Source organism: Gemmatimonadota bacterium (genome assembly GCA_016704275.1).
Taxonomy (GTDB): domain Bacteria; phylum Gemmatimonadota; class Gemmatimonadetes; order Gemmatimonadales; family GWC2-71-9; genus Palsa-1233.
This window is the reverse complement of the sequence record JADJAK010000004.1, coordinates 1-21,932: the sequence shown is the minus strand read 5'-3', so window position 1 is coordinate 21,932 and position 21,932 is coordinate 1. Positions and strand designations below refer to the sequence as shown.

General features: G+C 67.3%; 18 protein-coding genes, 1 tRNA gene and 3 pseudogenes. 6 read left to right on the top strand and 16 right to left on the bottom strand.

Features of this window, described 5'->3' with window-relative positions:
- The first annotated feature begins 13 nt into the window (after positions 1-13).
- Both IPG05_10740 and IPG05_10735 read left to right on the top strand, forming a co-directional pair.
- The gene (locus IPG05_10740; GenBank protein ID MBK6495555.1) at positions 14-934 is read left to right on the top strand and encodes an alkaline phosphatase D family protein; all 921 of its coding nucleotides are present in this window, start codon (positions 14-16) and stop codon (positions 932-934) included.
- Positions 931-1,173: an NAD(P)-binding domain-containing protein gene (locus IPG05_10735; protein MBK6495554.1), complete on the top strand. Its 243-nt coding sequence runs from the start codon at positions 931-933 to the stop codon at positions 1,171-1,173. Before IPG05_10740 ends, IPG05_10735 begins: the two co-directional genes overlap by 4 nt.
- A 789-nt stretch (positions 1,174-1,962) precedes the next feature.
- On the opposite strand, the gene IPG05_10730 is transcribed toward IPG05_10735, so the two are convergent.
- The 5 genes from IPG05_10730 to IPG05_10710 all read right to left on the bottom strand — a co-directional run bounded on the left by IPG05_10730 (position 1,963) and on the right by IPG05_10710 (position 5,856).
- The gene (locus IPG05_10730) at positions 1,963-3,321 is read right to left on the bottom strand and encodes an MATE family efflux transporter (protein ID MBK6495553.1); all 1,359 of its coding nucleotides are present in this window, start codon (positions 3,319-3,321) and stop codon (positions 1,963-1,965) included.
- Positions 3,318-3,701 (bottom strand): TM2 domain-containing protein, encoded by a 384-nt coding sequence (locus IPG05_10725; protein ID MBK6495552.1) that lies wholly within the window; start codon positions 3,699-3,701, stop codon positions 3,318-3,320. Before IPG05_10725 ends, IPG05_10730 begins: the two co-directional genes overlap by 4 nt.
- Before the next feature lie 154 nt (positions 3,702-3,855).
- Positions 3,856-3,930: transfer RNA gene (locus IPG05_10720), tRNA-Arg, on the bottom strand.
- Positions 3,930-5,459: a site-specific integrase gene (locus IPG05_10715; protein MBK6495551.1), complete on the bottom strand. Its 1,530-nt coding sequence runs from the start codon at positions 5,457-5,459 to the stop codon at positions 3,930-3,932. The genes IPG05_10720 and IPG05_10715 overlap by 1 nt, the downstream gene beginning before the upstream one ends.
- Positions 5,410-5,856, bottom strand: coding sequence for a hypothetical protein (locus IPG05_10710; protein MBK6495550.1), 447 nt, complete (start codon positions 5,854-5,856; stop codon positions 5,410-5,412). The genes IPG05_10715 and IPG05_10710 overlap by 50 nt, the downstream gene beginning before the upstream one ends.
- A gap of 289 nt (positions 5,857-6,145) precedes the next feature.
- Between IPG05_10710 and IPG05_10705 the strand changes: the two genes are divergently transcribed.
- Positions 6,146-6,499, top strand: coding sequence for an AAA family ATPase (locus tag IPG05_10705; protein ID MBK6495549.1), 354 nt, complete (start codon positions 6,146-6,148; stop codon positions 6,497-6,499).
- An 85-nt stretch (positions 6,500-6,584) separates the two neighbouring features.
- Here the strand turns inward: IPG05_10705 and IPG05_10700 are convergent, their stop codons facing one another.
- Positions 6,585-6,818: a hypothetical protein gene (locus tag IPG05_10700; GenBank protein ID MBK6495548.1), complete on the bottom strand. Its 234-nt coding sequence runs from the start codon at positions 6,816-6,818 to the stop codon at positions 6,585-6,587.
- Between the two features lie 686 nt (positions 6,819-7,504).
- Between IPG05_10700 and IPG05_10695 the strand changes: the two genes are divergently transcribed.
- The gene (locus tag IPG05_10695) at positions 7,505-7,786 is read left to right on the top strand and encodes a hypothetical protein (protein MBK6495547.1); all 282 of its coding nucleotides are present in this window, start codon (positions 7,505-7,507) and stop codon (positions 7,784-7,786) included.
- Between the two features lie 466 nt (positions 7,787-8,252).
- A complete protein-coding gene (locus tag IPG05_10690; protein ID MBK6495546.1) occupies positions 8,253-8,783 on the top strand; it encodes a hypothetical protein in 531 nt (176 codons plus the stop codon).
- 235 nt (positions 8,784-9,018) lie between these two features.
- Here the strand turns inward: IPG05_10690 and cadA are convergent.
- The 8 genes and pseudogenes from cadA to IPG05_10650 form a co-directional block, all read right to left on the bottom strand.
- Positions 9,019-11,429 (bottom strand): annotated as a pseudogene (gene cadA, locus IPG05_10685) (cadmium-translocating P-type ATPase).
- Positions 11,422-14,541 (bottom strand): annotated as a pseudogene (locus IPG05_10680) (efflux RND transporter permease subunit). The pseudogenes cadA and IPG05_10680 overlap by 8 nt, the downstream one beginning before the upstream one ends.
- 17 nt (positions 14,542-14,558) lie before the next feature.
- Entirely contained in the window at positions 14,559-15,143 is a 585-nt protein-coding gene (locus tag IPG05_10675; GenBank protein ID MBK6495545.1) for an efflux RND transporter periplasmic adaptor subunit, read from the bottom strand.
- Positions 15,140-15,355, bottom strand: a complete 216-nt coding sequence (locus tag IPG05_10670) for a hypothetical protein (GenBank protein MBK6495544.1) — start codon at positions 15,353-15,355, stop codon at positions 15,140-15,142. The genes IPG05_10675 and IPG05_10670 overlap by 4 nt, the downstream gene beginning before the upstream one ends.
- Positions 15,345-15,683 carry an efflux RND transporter periplasmic adaptor subunit gene (locus tag IPG05_10665; GenBank protein MBK6495543.1) on the bottom strand — a complete coding sequence of 113 codons (339 nt, stop codon included), beginning with the start codon at positions 15,681-15,683 and terminating at the stop codon, positions 15,345-15,347. Before IPG05_10665 ends, IPG05_10670 begins: the two co-directional genes overlap by 11 nt.
- A gap of 35 nt (positions 15,684-15,718) precedes the next feature.
- The gene (locus IPG05_10660) at positions 15,719-16,342 is read right to left on the bottom strand and encodes a TolC family protein (protein ID MBK6495542.1); all 624 of its coding nucleotides are present in this window, start codon (positions 16,340-16,342) and stop codon (positions 15,719-15,721) included.
- Positions 16,300-16,947 (bottom strand): TolC family protein, encoded by a 648-nt coding sequence (locus tag IPG05_10655; protein ID MBK6495541.1) that lies wholly within the window; start codon positions 16,945-16,947, stop codon positions 16,300-16,302. Before IPG05_10655 ends, IPG05_10660 begins: the two co-directional genes overlap by 43 nt.
- 745 nt (positions 16,948-17,692) lie before the next feature.
- The gene (locus IPG05_10650; GenBank protein MBK6495540.1) at positions 17,693-18,343 is read right to left on the bottom strand and encodes an FTR1 family protein; all 651 of its coding nucleotides are present in this window, start codon (positions 18,341-18,343) and stop codon (positions 17,693-17,695) included.
- On the opposite strand from IPG05_10650, the gene IPG05_10645 reads away from it, so the two are divergent.
- Positions 18,336-18,587, top strand: coding sequence for a hypothetical protein (locus tag IPG05_10645; GenBank protein ID MBK6495539.1), 252 nt, complete (start codon positions 18,336-18,338; stop codon positions 18,585-18,587). The genes IPG05_10650 and IPG05_10645 overlap by 8 nt on opposite strands.
- Before the next feature lie 224 nt (positions 18,588-18,811).
- Here IPG05_10645 and IPG05_10640 read toward each other — a convergent pair.
- Together IPG05_10640 and IPG05_10635 are read right to left on the bottom strand one after the other, a co-directional pair.
- Positions 18,812-21,035 (bottom strand): annotated as a pseudogene (locus tag IPG05_10640) (cation-translocating P-type ATPase).
- A gap of 70 nt (positions 21,036-21,105) precedes the next feature.
- Positions 21,106-21,429, bottom strand: coding sequence for a helix-turn-helix transcriptional regulator (locus IPG05_10635; GenBank protein MBK6495538.1), 324 nt, complete (start codon positions 21,427-21,429; stop codon positions 21,106-21,108).
- Between the last annotated feature and the right edge of the window lie 503 nt (positions 21,430-21,932).

Here is a 21,932-nt window from a genome sequence, read left to right as displayed (position 1 = left end):
GTCCTGCTTCTACGTGAACGAGCCGGAATTCGACCGCCCCGGCGCCCCGTACGGCGGCGAGTACGACATCCTCGGCGCCGTGACCCGCAGCCGCCCCGACCTGGTTCTCTGGATGGGCGACAACGCCTATCTGCGCGAGGGCGACTTCGACACGCGCACCGGCGTCTTCCTATCGCTACACCCACTCGCGCTCGCTGCCCGAGCTCCAGCCGCTGTTGGCCGCCACCAGTCACTACGCGACGTGGGACGACCACGACTTCGGCCCAACGACAGCGACCGTTCCTACGGCGGCCGCTTCCTCACGCGCGCGGCGTTCGAACTCTTCTGGGGTAATCCACCGCTCGGTGCCGATGGCGATGGTGGCGTCACGTCGTCGTTCGGGTGGAGCGATGTCGATGTCTTCCTCACCGACAACCGCTGGTATCGCGACGCCCAGGATCGTGTCACCGGCCCGAAGAGCTACCTCGGCCGGCCGCAGATCGAATGGCTCCTGAACGGGCTCAAGTCATCGCGCGCCACCTTCAAGCTGGTGGTCATCGGTGGACAGACGGTGAACAACTCGGTGACCTTCGAGAACTATGCGACGTACGAGGCGGAGCGCACCTTCTTCCTCGACCGCCTGGCGGAAGAGCGGATCCCCGGCGTCATCCTCCTCAGTGGCGCCAAGCACTGGACCGAGCTGAGCCGGATGAACCGCGCGGGCAGCCACTCGCTCTACGACCTCACCGTGTCGCCGCTGACGGCCGGACCGTCCACCGGATGGAAGAGCGAACAGAACGCGTACCGCGTCGAGGGCACCATGGTGAACGACCGCAACTTCGGCCTCCTTGAAGTGACCGGGCCGCTGAAGGAGAGGGTGCTGACCATCACGATTCAGGATCGCACCGGCGCGGTCCGGTGGAAGCGTGCCATTCCGGCGTCGGAGCTGAAGTGAAGCCACTCCCCATGGAGGTCGAGGCACTGATTGTCGGCGCCGGCCCGATCGGCCTGGCCTGTGCGATTGCGGCGAAGCGTCGAGGTGTCGGCGCGCTGGTGATCGACGCCGGCGCGATTGCCGATGCGATCGTGCGCTACCCGATCGGGATGACCTTCTTCACCACGCCCGAGCGGCTGGAGATTGGCGATCACCGTCTGGTGAGAGTGGCGCCAAAGGCGACGCGCGAGAGGCGCTGACGTACTACCGCGGCGTGGTGCGCGCCGAGAAGCTCGCGGTGCAGCCGTACACGCGCCTGGTACATGCCGAGCGGCGGGATGGGCGCATCGAGTGCACGCTGGGGACGGGGGCAGGCCCGCAGACCGTGCGATGTGAACGACTGGTGTTGGCCACCGGCTACTTCGATCACGCCAACCTGCTCGACGTTCCGGGCGAATTGTTGCCGCATGTGTCACACTGGTTCGACGAGCCGCACAGGACGGCCGGCCTCGACGTCGTGATCATCGGTGGGAAGAACTCGGCGGTGGAGACGGCGCTGCAGTGCTTCCGTGCCGGGGCGCGGGTGACGTTAATGTATCGGCGCGAGGCGTTCAAGCCGAGCCTGAAGTACTGGTTGCGACCCGACCTCGAGAACCGGATCGCCGCGGGTGAGATCGCCGCGCATATGGGCGCCGAGGTGGCCATCACGCCGACCGACGTGCGGATCCGCACGGCCGACGGAGAGGCGGTCGACCTGCCGGCGGATCGGGTCTACGCGCTCACCGGCTATCACCCGGACTTCGCCTTGCAGCGCCAGCTCGGCATCGAGTTCGACGAGGCAGGTGACCGGCCGCTGATGAACGCTGAGACGCTGGAGTCGAGCGTGCCGGGGATCTACCTGGCGGGAGTGTTGGTGGGGCGGTTCATCTCGGAGGTCTTCATCGAGAATGGCCGCTACGACGGCGAGAAGATCTTCGGCGACGTGGCCAGTCGGCACGCGGCGGAGCAGAAGCACCGGCCTCGCCGCGGCCGGTGGGCGAGTAGCGCAGCTAGATCCGCTGAAGTGGTCGCCGCAGGGCCGCGCGCACCCGGTGCAGGAGGATCAGCGCCACGGCCGCGAGGCCGACGACCAGCCCCCACCAGAGGCCGATCGGCCCAAGCGGCGTGCGGTACGCCAGCCACGTCGACGTTGCGAGGCCCAGGATGCCGAAGCCGACGAGGTTGACGAGCATCGGCGTGTGGGTGTCGCCCAGGCCGCGCAGCACGCCGATGCAGACGACCTGGATGCCGTCGAAGACCTGGAAGACCCCGGCGATCGGCAGGAGGATCGCCGCAAAGGCCACCACCGGTTCCGCGTTGGTGTAGAGGGCCGCAATCCAGTGCGGCACCACCAGGAAGATGAGTCCGGTCAGCACCATGAAGCCCGCGCCCACCACGAGCGCCGCTCGCACTCCTGCACGGAGGGCGCCGCGGTCACCCCGCCCCACCGCCTGCCCGATCAGCACCGACGCCGCCATGCCGACGCCCATCGGCACCATGAAGGTCAGCGACGCGAGATTCAGCGCGATCTGATGGCCGGCCACCTGCACCGTGCCGAACATCCCCATCAACAGCCCGACGATCGAAAACGCCGCCATCTCGATCTCGACCTGCAGCGCGATCGGCACGCCGATGCGCAGCATCGTCGCGAACGGCGCCGCCTGCAGCAGACGCGGCCGTATCGGGCGAAGCATCGGCCCCAACTCGCGCCGAGCGAGGAAAACCAGCAGGACGATCATCACCACGCGCGACACGGCCGTGGCGGCTGCGGAGCCGGCCACGCCGAGCGGCGGCACGCCGGCGCCGCCGAAGATCAGCCAATGGTTGAGGCCGATGTTGACGAGGTTGGCGATGAGGATCGTCCAGAGCACCGGCTGCACCCGGTGCAACACCTGCAACGTCTGTCGCCCGACCGTGAAGAGCAGGAAGGGGAGGACGCGGGAATCAGCACGCGGCAGTAGGTGCCCGCGAGCGGCACGACATCCGCCGGCTGGCGCACCCATCCGCAGGAACGGCTCGGCGAACCACATCACCGCGGCGAGCGGCACGGAGAGCAGGATCGCCAGCACCACGCCACGCTGCACCCCAAGCGCGACCGTCTCGTCCTCACCGGCGCCGTGCGCCTGCGACAGCACCGGATCGAGGGAGAGGAGGATGCCGAGGCCGAACATCAGCACCGCCATGCCGTAGAGGTTGCCGAGCGCCACGGCGGCGAGCGCCTGCGGCGAGAGGCGGCCGACCATGATGGTGTCGACCGCGCCCATCAGCATCATGCCGACGTTGACGCCGATGATCGGGAGGGCGAGGCGGAGGAGGGGCCGAAATGCGTTGGGGGGGGACACCGACGCCGGCAGGGCGCCGGCGGTCACGCCTGGGTCGAGTCGCGGCGGGCGGCGGGTTCGATCATCCGCTCGGCGAACGCGACGCGGTCCTGCAGCTCGGTGACCTCGGCGCGGAGCGCGTCGAGCTCATCGAAGATGGCGGCGGCCGTCCCCGGCGGAATCAGGCGGTCGCTCTCGGGCTCCCAGTTGGCCACGAGGTTGCCGTCGGCGTCACGGAACGAGCCGGCGGCGATGAGAATATTGTCGTAGAGGTACCAGAGCCCGAGGCCGCCGAGCGTGCACGCCTGCAGGATGCCGCTCTGGACCTTGCCGACGTAAAAGCGGTGCGCACCGAAGACGCCGAGGAAGACGGCGAGCAGCTGGGCGACGAGTCTGGATTTTGGCGAGGCGAAGAGATCGTCGGTCATGCTCTGGCTTGGCTAAGAGTGCGCCCGGCAGGAGTCGAACCTGCGACCGGCAGCTTAGAAGGCTGGCGGGCTCACCTTATCCCCCCATCAGAACCCGCGCCACTGCTGGCTTTGCGGGGGCGACAATGCACTGGTTACAGATCGTGGCTACAAATGCCCCCGGCAGGACTCGAACCTGCGACCCTGAGCTTAGAAGGCTCATGCTCTAATCCAGCTGAGCTACGAGGGCTATTTGGCGGCCTTCTTGGCCGCCTTCTTCTTCCTAGGCTTCTTCTTGCCTTTGGGCGACTCGACTTCCGGCGGCTCGGCGTGGTAGCTCTCCCGAAACCGCTCCTTCGTCAGGGCGCCTGGCTCCCAATACGGCACATCGGCCCATCCATGATAATCGAGCGTCGTCCGGGGCTTCATCGGATCGATGTCGTTACGGAGGTAGTGGGCGCCCCTGACCCTGAGGCTGTGCCCCAGGAGCTGGCCCACGGTCTCCGCTGGATACGGTTGCTGTGTGCCCGGCTGCAAGACCTTTTCGAGCATCGTCGTGGCGATCGCGCGCATGTGTTGGGGTCCCGCCACCACGAACCCGCCATTCCGGGCCGCGCGCTTCAGGGCACGGTACGGGGCGTAGGAGCCGGCCGCCTTGATGTGGCCGCGCTCGAGCGCAGCAATGCGGTCAGCCGTCGTCAGCCACTTCCGCTCCCTCGCCCGCTCAAGCATAGCCGCGCGCGCTGCTGGGTCCGAGATGTCCTGGACCCGTGGACGAAGGATCAGCCCGTGTGTGGGCACCTCCGCGCCCTCCAGCGTAAGGCGGCGGGCGTAGTATCCCAGGGCGGCCTCGAGGCGCGGCCACAGCGGCACGACGCGGGTGGCGTGGCCCTTCCGTTTCGTCTCGATGATTGTGATGCTGGGCACCTCGCCCCCCAGCCTTAGACCGTCCCACCGCATGTGCGCAGTCTCGGCGAGCCGGCACCCAGTGTAGGCGATGAGGTGCATCCGGATGTAGGCGGGGAGATAGCGCCGGTCCAGCTGGGCCAGGTAGGTGAGCGCGTCGAGTGTTGCCGCGACGTCCCGCAGCACGGGGAACGTGTCTTTGTCTTTCCGCACCCGCGGCGTCACCTTGGGGCCCTTCCCGCGCGGGAAGATGTTGCCGACGGTCTGCACCCCCTTCTCCGCAATCATCCACGAGAACCACGCCTGCAGCGCCTTCCATCGGGAGCGTTGCGAGTTCTCGGACTTGTACTTCTTGGCCAGCACCTTCGCGTACGCGAGCGTGTCCTGCGACGAGACGACGCGGGCCGTCACCCGACCCTGCTTCCGCAGATACACCAGCGCCTCGCCGGCGTGCTTGATCAGGGTGACGGACGCGCGCGCAATGTTGCGTTGCTGGCGCGCCGTTGCCCCCTCGGCGCGCTCGGTGTCGGCGAGGTGGCGGGCATCCACCCATTCGTGATATCCGTCGACCAGGCTGAGTCGGTCGCCCGCCCCGGAGGCCCCCTCTTGGTGGGCCCGGAGCTCCCGGGAGAGCTCTGACAGGAGATCGTCACCGGCCTCGAAGGCCGCACTGAGTGCCGCGTTCGTGCGGAGGGGGGTGACCGTGTGCAGGCGGGTGAGCTTGGATTGATTGATCGCGGCGAGCTTGAGCTGGCGGTGGTCGAGCCACCAGGCGCCGTGCCGCCACACGACGGCGGAGCGGCGGTCCGGAATGAGGTACCGGTCAACCCCTTTGAGCAGCACCTCGCTGGAGGCTCGCTTTTGTCGCGGCACGCACGGCCCCCCAGTCGATTTCCGCCTCCGCCTCAAACCGCGCCGAGGCTCGGCTGGTTACAGGACGGGGCTGCCGCGCGGAAGCTACCCGGCGCCGGGGGACCGCGGCAACCTCGTCCCCCTCGTCTGCCAGCGGCGCCTCGAACCCGGCCCGGAGGGTGGGCAGGTGCACCACCCAGGACGCCGCGCAGCTCGCCTTCCCGCCGGCGCGGAGCTTCCTGGCGTAGGGATGCAGGCCTGCCGCGGCCTCGACCACGAGCGGCTTGAGCTGAAGCCCCGACTGCTTGGCGAACTCACGCAGGGACATGAACTCCCGGTCGAGGGCGGCCGCGGGGGCGGGGGGCGTGGTCATGAAGCCACGATGGATGGGCTCGGAGGCGCTGGCAAAGTCGATCATGGCGCCACCATACCGCACGCGTTCGAGGCCTCCGGGGCCTTGGCGGCACCCCCCTCCCGGGGACGGCCCATTCCCCCTCTGAGCGCGGGTATGCTGGGCGCATGACGAGACGATCGAAGGCCCAAGACCAGGATGACCCGCCGGATGACGACGGGTCATTCGCTTTTCCCGAACCCGAGGGGCTCGCCGTGATTTGGCGCGCTGCCTTGAGACGATTCGCTCCGTCGGCGTGGAGGGGAGAGATCACCAAGTCGCGATCGCCGCCATGGCCGTCGCGCGATTCCGAGCCATGGGGCGCATCCCGCGGATCCTCCTGGTCGGGGGGCCGGGCCAAGGGAAAAGCATCATGCTCCGAGCGGTTAGCCAGGCCTTTCAACGCGAGGTCATTTCCATCGCCGGCACCACGCTGTCCCCCTCTGGGTGGGAGGGCCTGAATCTGCGCACCGTCGTGCCACCGGGAAGCGGGCGCTGCGTCGTCGCGATCGATGGGCTGGATAGCGCGGTGTGCATGTCCCCGCGCGTGAGCGGGAATAGTTTGGATAGGCTGGAGCACCAGGCGGCCGATATCGCCGCGCTTGCCGACGGACTGCTGACGCCAGGTCAGGTGCCCCCATCGTGGCAACATGTACCCTGCCTCGCTTGAGAATCGGCCTCGGCTGCGACATTAGCCCGGATGCGCTCCGCGAAGCCGGCATGCACGCATCGGTGGCCTCGCTGTGGACGCCCATCTATTTGCCACCGCTGTCGCCGGTGGAAATCGGATCGATCGTCGTGAGTCGCGCCAACACGGATGCGGCGATCACCTCGGGCATGTGTGGGTATGATGTGCAGTGGAGCGCGATGGCCTTACGCACGCTCCAGCGCGCGGCGTTGACGGACCCGAAAGGTGGCGTGCGATTGGGCCTGAGCCTGGTGGCGCGCACGATCGAGAACGCGCTGATCTCTGCCATGGCGATGGGCATCCGTGATCACGGGCGCATAACTATTTCACCCGAACACGTCCCGGGCGTCGAGCCGGCCCCGCCGATGAAGTGGGATGATTACGAGAGGGGGACCTATGGGGTTGGAGGATGGCGGATACGTGGAGCTCGACGCCGAACAGCGCGCGCGCATTGCCAAGCTCAACTTGCCTTCGAGCCCCCGTGGCCCGGGGGATCGGAGCCTGCTGGCATGGTCGGCTGGGCCCGACGCACTCGCCGAGCTCTGCGCCGGGGGTTAGAGGTTCGCCTCGGAGTCATCCTACGACTTCCGACCACGCCCCCGAATGGTGCGAAGCTGGGGAACGGGGTGACGAGGACGCGCCCCGACGGCGCTGCGCCACTCGATCTTCCCTCCTAGTTGCACCACCGCGCCACACGCATGCGGAGCACCGCCGCCAGCGGGATGGGCGGTGTGATCCGTCAGCCCCGATACCGCGCCACACCGATCGGCAGTCGGTATCGTGCCGCACCAAGCTTTGGGGGGCCTTGCGCCTGCGAAGGTCCGTGCTGGCAGACGTAGAGGCATCCGCAATGGGACCGGCTCGCGTGAACGCCCCTCCATTCCGCCCGTGCCCTGCAGGGGGGTTGGCGAGGTACCAGGCGCTCGGGCATGGTGCTCATGTCGGTCATCGCCGACGCATCACCAACCCTGATCCTGGAGCCGCATTATGTCCGCCACCATCGCACCCAACGCCGCCCTCATCGACACCGCCACTGAAATGCTCGCCGACGTGGGATACAGTGGCAAGGCGCAGGCAGGCCGAATTCAGCGCCTTTCGGCCGTGCTCGCAGACCATCCCGAGGCGGTCCTGATCGTCAACACGAACATTCGATATGGGGACGCGCAGAAGCGTGCCAATCGAACCGCGCTCATCGGCCGAACGAACCACGGCATGTACCGCGCGACGTGCGTTTGGGCAGAATGGCCCGCAGCCACCATGGACGCCTAACCCCGCGTCGCCCATCATCCGATGTCCGAGCGCCTCACCCTTCCCGGGGGGGGGGGCGTTTCGTTTGCCCCCACCGATGTTTCAGAGTCCCCGAAATTCGAGGCATGCCCCACTTTCGTCTTTTGCCACTTTCACGGGCCTGCCTCGCTAGGCATCCTGGGGTATCAGCAACGCCGCTGCCGCAGCGCTGGTCGCCACCACCGGAGACCTGCATCTGGCCCCCGCCGCCTCGCCGAACTCTTAGGACGGGAGGCCGGCAGTGCCACCGCTTGAGGGACCATCATCGGCGCACCCTAGACAATCTGGGGAGGGCATCTGGACCTGTCCGAGATCGACAGCCCGATGACCGGCTTGAAGCGGTGATCAGAGGCAGCTCAATGGGGGATTCTAGGCCCCCCCCCGTTGAAGTATGGTGATGGGGTCGGGCAGATGCCCGACAAACCCCTGGTGTCTGGAGCCCACCACCATGTCAACCATCTCTGATCGCCGCACCCGCGACCGCGCACTCGACCTCTTTCTGCGGGGCCGGCCGTACGGCACCCCGCCCGCACTGCCCAAGCGCTTGTATTTCGTGACCGCGTGGGACAGAAAGTCGTTTCGCCCAGATGGCCGCAAGGACTTTGTGTGCGTGATCGCATGCCGCCGCTGGGTTGAGGCCTGCGCATGGATGTTCGCCGCGAACCGGCGGCGGGCGATGCGGGAAATCCACCCGGCCGACGTGCCCACCATCGAAATGACCGACCGGTGGTACATCGGGAAGGACCAGGTCGAGGCGGCGATCACTGAGCTTCGCGTGAACGAGATGTGCCACGTGGATTATTCGGCGGACCTGGGCGGTGACGAGGGAGGTGCCTATGCCGAGTACATGGTCCGGGAATACGACTTTACGCGGGCCAAGCGGGCCCAGGCGCGTCGGGACAAGAGGGCGTCGGCGAAGCGCCTGGCCCAGTGGAAGGAGATCCAGGCGGCCCGGGCTGCTGAGGCCATTGGGGAGTAGCCGGGGTTGAGCTCATGGGCCGGGGCGTGCGCGGACTCATCATCTCGTTGTTCACGACGCGGTACGCCAGATGACTATTGGGGGGGGCTCCCGGGGTCCTTGGACGTTGCCCATAAAAATCGCCTGTTGCGCAGGAAGGTCGAGCTACCTGACTAGGTGTCCATGTTATCGGGGCCAGCCCAGATCGACGCTGTCACGGTTCCTCGGTTCCGGGATGGCCTTTGGCTCCCCCGCCCTACCCTGTTGCGACACGGGGGAGCAAACCGCGAGGTCGGTGCCGCAGCAGGCGGAGGGCGTTTGCGATGACCAACAAGGTGCTCCCCTCATGCACCAGCACGGCCGGACCGATGCCCATGGTACCGGTCGTCGTCGCGACGATGAGGATCGCGATCACGGCCAGTGACAAGTAGAGATTCTGACGGATGACACCTCGCGCACTCCTCGACAGGCTCACCGCGAAGGGCAGCATCCCCAGGTCGTCGGCCATCAACGCCACATCGGCGGTTTCCAGCGCCACTGCGGTCCCTGCCCCCCCCATGGCAATCCCCACGGTCGCATGTGCCAAGGCCGGAGCATCGTTCACGCCGTCGCCGACCATGGCCACCATCCCGTGCCGCGCCAGCAGGTCCTTGACCGCCGTGACCTTGTCCTCGGGCATGAGCCCCGCTTGGACTGCATCGACACCGACTTCCGCCCCAATGGCATCCCCGACACCCTGGTTGTCGCCAGTGAGCATCACGATCGGGGCAATGCCGAGCCGGCGGAGTTGGTCAAGGACCTCCCGGACATCCGGACGCGGTTGATCGGCGAGCCCGAGCACACCCATCCAGCGTGTCCCGACCCGCACGGTGATCGTGCTCCGTCCGCGTGCCTGCAATCCGGCGACCGCCTGACTGACCTCGCCCGGGACAACCACGCCGTCCGCTTCCCAGAGCCGGAGATTGCCGAGCGCGATCGCCTCCCCCCCGAACGTAGAACGGATGCCTTGCCCGCTGACACTCGTGACCTCACCAATGTCGGGCATCACCAGGGCACGTCGGTCAGCCTCCCGAACCACGGCTGCACCGAGTGGATGTTGCGAATGCCGTTCGACGGCTGCGGCAAGCGCAAGCAGTTCCGACTCGGACGTCGGCGTCGGCGCGAACGCAATGACGTCGGTAACCTCCGGCTCGCCGCGCGTCAGGGTGCCGGTCTTGTCGAGGGCCAGCGCCCGCAGGCGGCCAAGGTTCTCGAGATGCGCCCCTCCCTTGATCAGGACACCGTGGCGAGCAGCCTGCGCGATCCCGGCCAGGACCGCCGCCGGTGTACCCAGCGCCAAGGCACACGGCGACGAGGCCACCAACAGGGCCATCCCACGATAGAACGACGTTGACCAATCCCAGAAACCAAGCAGGGGCGGCAGGAGGATCAGGAGCAGGTCGGCAATCAGCACCACGGGCACGAACACCCGTTCGAATTGTTCCGTGAAGCGTTGCGTCGGCGCCTGTTGTGCCTGCGCCTCCTCAACCAGCGTGACCACCCGATCGAGGGTGCGGTCCCCGACAGCCCGGGTCGTGCGCACTTGCAACGCGCCCTCGCCATTCACCGTCCCGGCGAATACCTCGTCGCCCGGCGCCTTCTCCACCGGCACGGACTCCCCGGTGACGGGCGCCTGGTTGATACTCGAGTTGCCCTGCGTGACCTCGCCGTCCACCGGGAGCCGTTCACCCGGACGGATCACGACCAGGTCGCCGGGGACCACCTCCTCCACGGGGATCTCGTGTTGTTCGGCCCCCCGCAACACGACCGCGCGCCGCGGCGCGAGTTCCGCGAGTGCGCGAATCGCGTTGCGGGCCCGCCCCAGTGCGTAATGTTCCAAGGCATGCGCCAGCGAAAACAAAAAGAGCAGAAATGCGCCTTCGGCCCATTCACCGAGCAACGCTGCACCAAGTGCCGCGAGCAGCATCAACAGGTCGATGTCGAACGCAAAGCGCCCCTTGCGCGCCGCCGCGACGGTGTGCCGCACCAGATCGAAGCCGCCGAACAGGTAGGCACCCCCATAGAGCACGCGGACCGCCGCTCCCGGCAGACCGCCCCAACGTGCTCCGCTATAGGCGGCGAGGAGCAGCACGCCAGACAGGAGGCTCCACACCAACTCGCGGTGCCGCCGATACCACGGGGTACCTCTGCGCCGCGGTCGGCGTTGGCACCGGCGTTCGGCACCGTGACGCCGGGCAGGCGGCCCACCGCCTCCTGGATGCGTTCCAGCGAGGTCAGCTCACGGTCGAACTCAACGAACGCCTGTTGCGCGGGCAGGTTGATGGACGCCGTGAGCACACCAGGCACCGCCCTGAGCTCCTCCACGAGGCGTCGCGCCGCATCCTCGGCGCCGATCATCCGGACCGCCACCGACACGTGGCCGAAGCGTGCGCTGATCCTGGCGCCGGCCGCGAGCGCCGCCCGTCGCACCTCCGCAAGCGAGAGCTGGGCGGGGTCGAAGTGCAGGCAGAGTTGTCCCGGCGTCGCCCCTCCCGGCGGGACGATGTGGGCCTCGGTCACGCCGGGCTCGGCGCCGAGGATGTCGGTGAGCCGCTGCATGCAGGCATCCTGATCGCCGGGGAGGTCGGGGAGCAGCAGTGCCAGTTCCATACGAAGGCGTTCAGTCATCGAGTCCTCCTCGGGCATCGGCTTCGTCGCTCGTGCTGGCCGCGCGGCGTTCAATGATGAGGTAGAGCAGCGGCAAGACCAGCAGCGTCAGCAGCGTGGCCGTGATCAATCCCCCGATCACGACGGTTGCCAACGGTCGCTGGACCTCGGCGCCGGCGCCGTGGGACAGCGCCATCGGCAGGAAGCCCAGGCTCGCCACCATGGCCGTCATCAGGACCGGGCGGAGTCGAGTCATCCCGCCTTCCCGGACCGCATCCTCCAGCGAGGCGCCACGGGCCGCACCTCGTTCAGGTAGCTCACCAGCACCACGCCGTTCAGCACCGCGATCCCGAACAAGGCGATGAAACCAACCCCGGCGCTGATGCTGAACGGCATGCCGCGCGTGAGCAGCGCGAGCACACCACCGACGATGGCCAGCGGGATACCGGTGAACACCAGCGCCGCCTGGCGCAACGAATTGAACGTGGCGAAGAGCAAGAGGAAGATCAGCAGGAGGGACAACGGCACCACCAGCATGAGACGCTTGGTGCCCCGCTCGAGATTCTCGAATTGTCCGCCGAATTCGACCCGGTACCCGGCCGGCAGCGTGATCGCCCCGCTGCTGAAGAGTCCCTGGACTTCCTTGACAAACGACCCCATGTCCCGATTGCGCACATTCCCCTCGATGATGACGAGGCGAGAGCCGTTCTCGTGGCTGAGGTCCGAGGGACCTTGGACCTCCTCGATTCGCGCCAGCTGGCCGAGTGGAACCCGTTCGCCACCAGGCGCGCTCACCAGGAGCGCCGCGATCGTCTCGCGACTTGCCCGCACGGACTCCGGAAAGCGGACCGACAGCTCGAAGCGTCGCTGGCCCTCCAGGACGGTCGTGGCGATGGCCCCACCGATGGCCTCGACGGTGCGCATCACGTCCGCGGAGTTGATGCCATACCTGGCAAGTTGCTCCGGCAGGACGCTGATCTGCAACTGCGGCATCCCGGTCAACTGTTGTGCCTTGAACCCGGTCGCTCCCTCGAGTCGGGCCACCGCCGCGACCGCCTCGTCGGCCTTGGTGCGGAGCACGTCGAGGTCTTCACCGAAGATCTTGATCGCGAGGTCGGAGCGCACGCCGGCGATCAATTCATTGACGCGGAGCTCGATCGGCTGGCTGAAGCCGAAGACCACACCGGGAATGCCCTCGAGGACCTTCGTCATCTCCGCCTCGAGTTCGGCCTTCCCCGTCGCCCGCGTCCATTGGTCCGGCGGGGTCAGCATCACCAGCACGTCGGAGATGTTGACGCCCATCGGATCGGTTGCAATCTCCGCACGCCCGGTCTTGCTGACCACGTCGGTCACCTCGTCGGGGAACGCCGCTCGCAGGCGCGCCTCGATCAGCGTCGACTGGCGAACCGATTCCTCCAGCGAGACGCTCGGCAAGCGCAGGATCTGCAGGGCGAACGAGCCTTCGTCCAGTCGGGGAATGAACTCCGATCCGAGAAATGGAATGACCGCGACCGAGAGTCCGACCGCTGCGGCCGACAGCACCAGCACTCGCCGACTGTGCGCGAGCGTCCATTCCAGGGCTGGCTGGTAGATGCGCTTGGCATGCCGCATGAACCAGACATCCTTCTCCACGATCGGTCCGCGAAGCCCGAACGCAATCAGCACCGGAGTCAGCAGAAAGGTCAGGAGCAGGGAGCCGGCAACCGCGAAGACCACGGTCAGCGCCATGGGGCGAAAGAGCTTGCCCTCGACGCCTTCCAGGCTGAGGATCGGCAGATACACGACGATGATGATGCCGACGCCGAACAGGATCGGACGGGAGACCTCGCCGCAGGCGAAGCGCACGGTTTCGAGGGAACCCTCGCTTCTTGTGCTCACGCTCTCCGAGGTGCCGCATGGCGTTTTCGACCATCACGACCGAGCCATCCACCACCAGGCCGAAGTCAATTGCGCCGAGGCTCATCAGGCTGCCGGCGATGCCCGCTTGCAGCATCGCACTAAAGGCGAAGAGCATCGAGAGCGGGATCGCCAACGCGACAATCAACGCGGCTCGGAGGTTTCCCAGCAGGAGAAACAGCACCGCCACCACGAGCGCGGCGCCCTCGAGCAGATTCCGCTCGACCGTCCCGATGGTTCGATCGATCAACTCCGTCCGGTCGTAGAACGGCTTCATCGTCACCCCATCCGGCAGGGTGGACTTGGCCGCCTCGAATTTCTCCTTCACGGCGCCGACGACGGTCCGCGCATTTTCGCCAATGCGCATCATCACGATGCCGGTGACCACTTCGCCACGACCATCCTTGGTGACCGCCCCCTGCCGGAGCGTGTGGCCGATGGTCACGTCGGCCACGTCCCGCACCAGGACCGGCACGCCGTTGCGGCTGGTCAGCACGATGCTCCGGATCTGATCGAGACTCTGCACCTGCCCCACGCCGCGGACGACGAGTTGCTCGGCGCCGCGCGTGATGTAACCGCCTCCCGCGTTGAGATTGTTCGTCTCGATGGCCTCGAAGACCTGATCCAGCGTCAACTGATACTGGATCAAGGCCTCCGGACGCACCAACACCTGATACTGCTTCTCGAAGCCGCCGAACGAGTTCACCTCGGCGACGCCCGGGACGGTGCGCAGCTGCATCGACACGATCCAGTCCTGGATCGTCCGCAGTTCCGTCGCATCAATCGTCGAACCGGAATCGGCCTCGACCGCGTACTGGAAAATTTCGCCGAGGCCGGTACTTGTCGGCCCCATTTCCGGGTTCCCCAGACTGGCGGGGATGGCCTCGCGGGCGAGCTGCAGTCGCTCCTGGACCTGTTGTCGGGCAAAATAGATATCGGTGCCGTCGTGGAAGACGACGGTGACCTGGGAGAGTCCGAATTTGGAGAGGGAGCGAATTTCCTCGAGATTTGGCAACCCGAACATCGCCAATTCGACCGGCAGGGTGATCTGGCGTTCGACCTCAACCGGCGATAGCGCGGGCGCGTTGGTGTTGACCTGCACCTGCACGTTGGTCACATCCGGGACGGCATCAATCGGCAGTCGCAGCGCCGACCAGATTCCGATGCCAGCCAGCCCGAGTGTCAGGGCGAGGACCAGCAAGCGATTGGACAGGGAAAAGGCAATCACGCGATTCATGGAGTCTGATTCCCCGGTCAATGCCCGTGCTCGCCGATCTCGCCCTTGGCGAGTTCGGAGCGCAACATGAAGGCACCGGCCACCACCACCGGCTCGCCGGCCTTGAGCCCGGAAAGCACCATCACACGCGTGCCCCCAGTCGGTCGACCGAGCAGGACGGTACGCGCGACGAACTCCCCGGGATGCTCGCCCGGGACGAAGACCACTTTCCGGCCCTCCAGCTCCTGCACTGCATCTTGTGGCACAACCGGAAAGGCCTGGCCACCAGCCCGTGGCGCGATCACCGCCGTGGCAAACATCCCCGGGCGCAGGGCTCCGTCGCGGTTGGGGACCTCGATGCGTGCGCGCACCGTCCGCGTCGCACTGTCGAGAACTGCACCAACATGGACGATCTGTCCGGTGAATTCGCGATCGGGCCAGGCGGTGGTTGTCAGCAGGACCTGCTGTCCGCGGGCAACCGTCGGCAGATCCCGCTCGAAGATGTCGAGGAGCACCCAGACTTGGCGCAAGTCCGCGACGACGAAGAGTTGATCCTCGGGCCCCACCATCTCGCCGCGACTCACCCCCCGCTCTACGACGACCCCCGCGAACGGCGCCGTCAACCCGAACTCCCCGCCACTCCCGTGGCCGGCGCCGAGCACCCGGAGTCGCTCCCGGAGCTCCGCAGCGCAGCCTCGGCACGCCGAAGGTCGGCCTTGGCATCGAGCAATTCTTTGCGACTGGAGATGCCCTGCTGCTCGAGCCGCTGCTCGCGATTGAAGTTTTCCTGGGCGATTTCGAGCAGCGCCTCGGCTTCGAGTTCATCACTCCGCACCTCCCCAACCTCCGGGACTCTCGAGGATGGCCAGGACCGATCCCGCCGTGACTTGGTCGCCGATATCGGCGCGTAGCGTGAGGATGCGCCCGGCGGCCCTCGAGCCGATATGACTCACGAGGTTGGCATCGTAGGTCACCGAGCCGGTGACCGAGAGCATCTCCCCGCTCACGCTCGCGACGGTGTCTACCCGGATGCCGAACTCAGCTGCCGCCGCACTGTCGATGCGGACTTCATCCGCAACCGCGCTGTCTGCTGACGTCGTGGCCGCCACCTCCTCCGTCGACGGCACGGCACGATCGCCGCATGCGGTGAGGAGCAGGAGCACGGCCGTAACAGGGGCCAAATGGCGGATGGGGGTATTCATCGGTTGTCCTCAGCGGAGGGGGCGCGCGACGACGGAACAGGGGTGATCGGCGTGGCCGTGGCGAGATGGAGACGCACCAGCGCCTCACGATGGACCTGCCACGCGCGCCAGAAATCCAATTCGGCATCGAGGAGTTGGTTGCGGATCAGGAGCACCGTTGGGAGCGCAAGCTTTCCGGCTTGATAGGCAGAGTCCACCAGGGCGAGGTTCCGTCGGGCGGGCCCCAGCACAAGGGACTCCAGCGTCGAGACTTCTTCGGTCGCCGCTTGCAGGGTGCGATAGGCCTCGGCGACTTCCGCGCCAACGGCCAACTCGAGTGCCGCAACGCGCGATCGCGCCTGCGCGACGCGCGCCTCCTCCTGGTCCACCCGGCCTTGGGCCCGATCGACGACGGGGAGCAGCACCGAGATCCCGAGCCCGAAACGTGAGGCCTGTTCCCCAGCATCCCGCTGGTTGAACGCGCTGAGCCGCGGAGTGGGAATTGCTTCCCGGGCGGCAAGCCGACGCAACGAGGCGGACTGCGCCAGCTGCCGACGCCCGGCCTCGAGATCGGGGCGTGTTGCCAACGCCACCGCGATCAGGGAGTCTTCGTTGAGGGGACCGCCGTCGGTGCCGACCACGCCGCGTCGACGAGCCGGATCGGTGTCACCGAGGAGACACCGATCAATCGGCGCAGTTCGAGCAGCGCGGCCGTCGCGTCGCGACGCGCCGCCAGGAGACGCGCCCTGCTGCGCCCGAATTCGATGTCCGTGAGGTTGGCCTCCAGGGCACTGATCTCGCCTTCGCGGAGCTGGATCCGGGTGAGATCGAAGAATCGCTGGGAGGCGGCGGCCATCTGCTCGGCGAGCTGCAAGCGCCGCTCAGCCGCCACCGCCCCGAAAAACGCCAGCGAGACCGTGGCTTCCGCGAGTCGCACGGCATCGGCCGTGGTGGCGTTCGCCCGCTCCATTCCGGCGCGCGCCGCGGCAATCCGGAGCCCACGCTGACCTGCCCACGGCAGCTCCAGCGAGAGACCCACGGTGTACGCCTGCGTCCCGCCCAGCGCCCCGGTCTCGTATTGCTGGAAATCGATCGCGGGGTTCAGCCCGTCCAATCGAGATTGGCGGTATTCGCCCCGCGCGATCGCGGCGCCCTGACGATCAGCCTGGAGGCCGGGCTCGCGCTCCAACGCGAGGCGACCCGCCTCGCGCAGCGTCAGCACGATCGTGTCCGGTGGCGATGGCATGCCACTCATCTGCGGCCCCTGTGGAAATGCAGGCGCGTGACGGTTGCTAGACAACATCAGGATCATGACCGCGTGGACCGCGATCAGTGGAATCGGTTGCATGCCTTCCCCTCGTGAAGTCCGCAGCGGTCCCGGTGCGCAAGCGCGCGCATCGCGCGAGCCCGGGCACAGGACATCTCAGGACAATGGACGATTGTGTGCGTGGGACGCGGGCTGGACGGTGGCGCGATGGCGCCGCGACGTCAGCCGGGGAGGCTCAGGCTCGTGGGGGGTGGAACAGCACCACGGGGGCGATGCGAGGGAGTCGCGGACGGAGGGCGCGTAGCGGGGACTCAGTCGTCAACCCGACCGACGGCGGCGGCGTCATGGCGGACGCGAATGGCACGCCATGTTGATGCGTGCAATGGTCGGCGCCAGTGCCATGTTCGTGCCGAGGTCCGTGGGGTGTGTGGCGCCCGGAGGGCCATCTTCATGACCATGATCGCCGGAGGATACCAGCGCGTGCGCCGCACTGAGGCCATTCGCCTCATGGTGCACAGCACCGTCCCGGAGCGCGCCAAAGGCAGGTTCCACCATCGAACCCGCCATCAGCACAACCATTATCCAGGACATCCAGCGGTGTCGCGACAGGGCGTGGCTCCGAGGCAAGAAAGGGCGGCCTGCACGTGCAGGCACTCCCGAGTAAAGAACGCCGGGCCGCTACCCGATGTCAACAGCCGCCCTGCAGGCTGCGGGACCCCGCGAGTCACCGCGGCGGAATCACGGCCTCGTAGGTGCCCTGTGTCACCAGCGTGATCGTGATCGGCGTCGTGCCACGATTGCGCCAGAACCACCCGTGATTGCCGTCAAACGCGGCGACGAGCGTTCCCTGGTCGGCCCCGACATTCGATCCCCGTTTATAGCCGTGGTAGGAGCTTGGCCTGCCGACGGCGTCACAGTGCGCATCGACATTGACCACACCGTGGTCGGTAGACCAGGAGTAGTCGGCTCGGGCTCCCTTCCGCATCCGGAGCTTGATCTCCTTCCCCTGATTCGGCTCGAGCGTGACCGTGGTGACATGGCGAGTCGTATCCGGCGGGGCAACCGCGACCGGAGGCACATTCCGCGAGCTGGGCGCGATGCTGTCGGGCGGCGACGCCTTCGCCGCTGCCGCGATGCCGCACGCCAGTGGCACCAGGACATCGGCGCTGCCCGCAAAGAGCGCCTGGAAGAAGAGTGCGGTCTCGGCCCCCTCGCGGTAGACGGCTAGAAACGCGATCAAGGTCAGCGCCCCACTGCCGCCCAGCGCGAGCGCGCGGCCCACCTTGTCGCGAATGAACGCCTGCCAGCGCGCGGCCTCGGCGTGAGAGAACAACCAATAGCTGATCGAGAACAGGCCGGCGACCGGAATGAGCACGGTCGAGCCCTCCGGCACCTCGCGGCTTGCCGGGGGCGCACCGCAACACGGTCGCCAGCACGGCCGCCGTGGCCACGCCGCGGGCGTCGGCAAGAAAGTCGAACGCTTCCGCGTATTCGTGTTGCGAGACCAGCCGGCCCCCCGCATCCACGGCCTTCACGTACTCTTCGTCCGCGACGCTGAAGACAATGGCGAGCCGTCGCGCCGCCGCTTCCTGCGCTACCGCGATGTGCAGTGGCGGTAGTGCGCTACCAAGAACTGTGCACGACCGCCACAGAGCCGGCCCAGCCTTCCCGAGACTGGACGCGCCCTCACGCGGACCGCTCCAAGCGTCGGTCGATCGTTCGGATCAGCACCAGCACTCCACGCGACCTCGCCGACTTCGCGTACCGGCTCGTGAAGGGTCAGCACTAGTCGGCTCTCGGTGCGTGGCGCGACGGCTGACGCCGGCGCGCCACGTGTCGATGGTCAGTCGCGGAGCATGCGGAGTCCGCTCGCGATCACGACGAACTCACTCAACTCATGCCCGATCACCGCGATGGGCAGCGTGAACTGGCCAAGGACCGCGCCCGTGACGAGCACGAGGATCACCACGACGGACAGCGCGAGGTTTTGCTGAACCACGCGCTGATTCCGCTTCGCGAGGCGCAGCGCATAGACCAGCTTGTCGAGATCGTCGGCCATCAGAACCACATCCGCCGTTTCGAGCGCCACGTCCTTTCCCGCCGCGCCCAGGCCACGCCAACCGAAGCTTCGGGCCAACGCTGCGGCGTCATTGACCCCGTCGCCGACCATGCAGGCGTATTCGCCGCGAGCCGCGAACGCTCCGATGAGGCGCGCCTTGTCCTCCGGCTTGAGATCCGCGTGCACCTCGTCGATGCCGACCTCGCGGGCAATGGCCTCCGCAGTCCGTGCGTTGTCGCCCGTCAGCATCACGACCGTGCGGACCCCTACCTCGTGCAGGGCGCGAATGGCGGACGCCGCGTTCGAGCGCACATTGTCCCGGATGGCCAGCAGTGCCCACGCGCGCGTGGCGTCGCCCACGACGATGACCGTCTTGCCAGTCTCCTGGAGCCGCGTGATGTCCGGAGTCCGCCGAGGCCAGCGACACGGCGAGGTCGTGCTCGAAGAGCGTGGGACTGCCGACAAAGATTTCGCCCTCGCCCGCGTCCGGCACGCGGGCCGCGGCGCCGGCCCCCGTCAACGAGCGGAAGTCGAGGATCGACGATGGCGTGATCCGCTCAGATTCCGCGAAGCTCATCACGGCGCGCGCCAACGGGTGCTGGCTCCGCGATTCGATGCCGGCAGCAATGGCGAGGGTCTGCTCCTGTGGATGCGGCGCGTCCGGCAGCATCACCACGTCGGTCACCTCTGGCTCGCCGTTGGTGATCGTTCCCGTCTTGTCGAGCGCGACGACTGTCACCTTGGCCAGTGCCTCGATGAACACGCCGCCCTTGATCAGCACGCCATTGCGCGCGCCCGTCCCCAGGGCCGCGACGAGCGTGATCGGGATGGAGATGACAAGGGCACATGGCGCGGCCGCCACGATAAAGACCGTGGCGCGCGTGATCCACGTCGTCCAGTCCGCACCGGCTGTCAGTGGCGGCAGCACGGCCATGAGCACGCCAATCGCCAGTACGGCCGGACTGTACCGCTTGCCGAAGCGCTCGATGAAGCGTTCACTGGTGCCCTTGCGCTCGTGTGCCTCTTCGACCAAGTGAATGATGCGCGCGATGGTGTTCTCCGCGAACGCCTTCGTCGCACGTGCCTCGAGCGATCCTTCGCCATTGATGGTACCGGCGAATACCGCGTCGCCGACGCCTTTGAGCACCGGCACGCTCTCGCCGGTGACGGGAGCTTGGTTGACGCTGGAGCTTCCGGTGATCACCTCGCCGTCGGTCGGCATCGACTCGCCGGGCCGCACGATGAACACATCGCCGACGCGCACCTCTTCGACCGGGATCGTGCTCTCGACTGGGCCACCGGGCGCGTCGCGTCGGACGAGGGCCGTCTTGGGCGCCAGCTCCATCAGCGCGCGGACGGCCGACCGGGTCTTCGCCTCGGTGTATCCCTCAGCGGCCTCTGACATCGAGTACAGGAAGGCGAGCATCGCGCCCTCGAGCGGCTCCCCCATCACGGTCGCAACGACAGCCGCGACGGTCATGAGCAGCTCGATCCCGATCTCCCGCTCGAATACCAAGTCTTCGAGCGCTTCGCGCCCGAAGTAGTAGCCGCCAAACAAGAGCGAGGCGACGAACATGCCGGCCGTAACGGGCTCGGCGAATCCAGCGCGGCTCACCAGCCACCCGACCAAGAGCAGCAGACCGGAGACCGCCGACGTGAGCACCTTCGGGTTCTTCCATGGCCGTGGCGTGTCGGCCATCGTCATCGCGGCCTGCGGCGCGAATCCCAACTCCTTGAGCGTATCGCGTAGTCGTTGCTCACTCGTGCCGGCCGGGTCGAACTGCACGACGACACGCGCCGCCTTCGGCGACACGGCGACGTCCTGCACGCCGGGCGCCGCGCGAAGTGCCCGCCCGATGCGATTGGCGTCGCTGTCGCAGTCGAGGTTCGCGACCCGCACATCGAGGTGGCCCCTCGAAGCCGGGCGCGAACTCGCTTCGGGCGCCGTGCGGTCCGGGTCGGATCCTGGTTGGTCCGTCCGGCTGCCCGGCGTCGTCCTGAATGTCATCAGCGGTCTCGATGCGCAGAGGTGAGGTTGCGAGGGCGACTCAACGGCCAGCCAACGCGCATGGCTCGGGTCAGCCAGTGCGCCTGGTGGGAGCGCCGACGGCACCGGCCGCGATCACGTGTCGCACGCCCTCGAGGATGAGTTGCGTCACGTGGGCGTCATCAAGGCGGTAGTACGCGATCTTCCCCTCGCGCCGGAACCGAACGAGGCGAAGATGCCGGAGCGCGCGAAGGGAATGGGACACGGCGGAATCGGACGCGCCCAGGAGCGCCGCAAGGTCACAGACGCACAGCTCGTCCACATCCGGGGCGGCCAGCGCGGCCACAATGCGCAGCCGGGTCGGATCGCCGAGCATCTTGAAGGTTTCCGCAAGCGTCGCCACTGCTTCCCGCATCCGGAGTGCCTGACGCGCGCGCGGCACACGAGCTCGTCGACGTACTCGATTTCGCAGAGGTCCGGCGCGGGAGTGGATCGTTTCGTCTTCGTCGTCATGAGCAGTCCTTGGACGTATGTGCACCTGTTCAGCTGAACGTACTCTTGGTCGACGCTGCTAACAATGGTTAAACCATTCCCGTCCGGTGCGAGTAAGGCACCCCCGACAGCAACGCGGCGTGTCGGTCAGAAGCGCATCTTCACTGCCGGGTCCGCTCGGCGAACGTCCAGTGCTGGTCGCGGAAGGTCACGCCTGTCCACGTAAGACGCCGCGGTGGCGCGCCTCGAGCCCCTGGAACGGTGTCACTCGTCACCGGCGCGCATTCCGAGTTTCGCCCATGCTGTCGGCACACGCACACCACGCGCACTTTGCGCCCGTCTCCCACCCGCTCCTGTGTCCACCGTCGCGATGTTGCGATGTTGCGATGTTGCGATGGCGCGCTCCCGGGTCGCGAGCGCCCCGCC

Excerpts from the sequence above, each read along its gene's own strand:
- IPG05_10725 (MBK6495552.1), bottom strand. The coding sequence starts at position 3,701 with ATGACCGACGATCTCTTCGCCTCGCCAAAATCCAGACTCGTCGCCCAG.
- IPG05_10710 (MBK6495550.1), bottom strand. The coding sequence starts at position 5,856 with ATGATCGACTTTGCCAGCGCCTCCGAGCCCATCCATCGTGGCTTCATG.
- IPG05_10705 (MBK6495549.1), top strand. The coding sequence starts at position 6,146 with ATGGGGCGCATCCCGCGGATCCTCCTGGTCGGGGGGCCGGGCCAAGGG.
- IPG05_10700 (MBK6495548.1), bottom strand. The coding sequence starts at position 6,818 with ATGCCCATCGCCATGGCAGAGATCAGCGCGTTCTCGATCGTGCGCGCC.
- IPG05_10695 (MBK6495547.1), top strand. The coding sequence starts at position 7,505 with ATGTCCGCCACCATCGCACCCAACGCCGCCCTCATCGACACCGCCACT.
- IPG05_10690 (MBK6495546.1), top strand. The coding sequence starts at position 8,253 with ATGTCAACCATCTCTGATCGCCGCACCCGCGACCGCGCACTCGACCTC.
- IPG05_10655 (MBK6495541.1), bottom strand. The coding sequence starts at position 16,947 with ATGCCATCGCCACCGGACACGATCGTGCTGACGCTGCGCGAGGCGGGT.
- IPG05_10645 (MBK6495539.1), top strand. The coding sequence starts at position 18,336 with ATGAGCACGGTCGAGCCCTCCGGCACCTCGCGGCTTGCCGGGGGCGCA.
- IPG05_10635 (MBK6495538.1), bottom strand. The coding sequence starts at position 21,429 with ATGCGGGAAGCAGTGGCGACGCTTGCGGAAACCTTCAAGATGCTCGGC.